We start from the raw sequence: 1,495 nt of genomic DNA on the forward strand, positions 1-1,495 counted from the left end.
AAGTGGAAATTAGTCTAAAACGGATTTTTATGGTGGAATTAAGTATGAGACGTTTGAGTTAGAAATGAGATTCACTATGACAAAACATAAACACCTTACCCTTTCAGACCGTAATGATATCCAATTAGGCTTAGAGCGCGGTGAAACCTTCAAAGCTATCGGGCAACTTGTTCTAAAAGACCCGACTACTGTTTCTAAAGAAGTCAAACGAAACAAACAAATTAGAGACTCGACCTCTAACAACCTTCCTTGCCCTCTACTCGATAAAGCTCCCTTTGTCTGTAACGGTTGCCCTAAAAGAAGACAAAATTGTGGATTTAAAAAAATCTTCTACCTCGCTAAGCAAGCTCAAAAACAATACGAACAAACTCTTGTCGAAGCTCGTGAAGGAACTCCCCTTAATTCTCAGACTTTCTGGGACATAGATAAAGTCATTTCTGATGGGGTTAAAAAGGGACAACACATCTATCATATCCTCAAAACTCATAACCTTGATGTCAGCTCCTCAACTGTCTATCGACATATCCGAAAAGGATACCTATCTATCGCTCCTATTGACCTAGCCAGAGCCGTTAAATTCAAAGAACGAAGAAAAAGTAAGCTACCTTCCATTCCTAAAGAAGCCAAAAAAGGCCGTTCCTATGAGGATTTCCAAAACTATTTAGCCCTTAAGCAACTAGACTCTTGGCTAGAAATGGACACGGTTATGGGCAGGATGGGAGGTAAAGTACTACTCACCTTCAATTTATCTTTCTGTAACTTTATCTTCGCTAGGCTTCTCGATAATAAAACTGCCTTTGAGGTTACCAAACACCTCTATGATATCAAGAACACCCTGCACCAAGCGGATAAAGATTTCTGTCAACTCTTTCCTGTCATCCTGACAGATAATGGTGGAGAGTTTGCCAGGGTTGATGATATCGAAATGGATGTTCGAGGAGAGAGTAAACTCTTCTTTTGTGACCCTAATCGCTCTGACCAGAAAGGGAGAATTGAGAAAAATCACACACTAATTCGCGACATTCTACCTAAGGGAACTTCTTTTGACAACTTAACTCAAGAGGACATCAATCTCGTCTGCTCACATGTCAACAGCGTCAAACGCGCTGCTTTAAATGGAAAGTCAGCCTATGAACTTTTTGAGTTTACTTACGGAGAAGAGATTCCTAAGCTTCTCGGTATTTCTAAAATACCTGCAGAAGACGTCTGTCAGTCTTCTACATTACTCCAACATAAAATCTAAAAACTAACCAAAAAACCCATTCAAACGTCTCATACTAACTTCCACCATAGCGGAACTTAATTTGAAACGCTTTCAGATGAGGGGATTTTGTGCGCTCTTTTTTTCGATTCATTTTGGTTACAAAAGCGATGAAATCAAGCATGAGTAAAATCAGTGGAACTTACCCTGACACGGATTTCCACTGGTTTTTACAATTTTTATCAGACTAACTTCCACTTGGATTAGCGGTGGAACTTAGTTTGGGAATTTACC

General features: G+C 39.6%; 1 protein-coding gene. It reads left to right on the top strand.

The features are described from left to right. Positions 1–76: 76 nt before the first annotated feature. Positions 77–1,243, top strand: a complete 1,167-nt coding sequence (locus B7695_RS07000) for an IS30 family transposase (protein WP_084890680.1) — start codon at positions 77–79, stop codon at positions 1,241–1,243. The last annotated feature ends 252 nt before the right edge of the window (positions 1,244–1,495 follow it).

This window comes from Streptococcus mitis, from assembly GCF_002096845.1.
GTDB lineage: Bacteria > Bacillota > Bacilli > Lactobacillales > Streptococcaceae > Streptococcus > Streptococcus mitis_A.

What these genes read in the sequence shown, in the direction of transcription:
- B7695_RS07000 (WP_084890680.1), top strand. Translation starts at nt 77, where the DNA reads ATGACAAAACATAAACACCTTACCCTTTCAGACCGTAATGATATCCAA.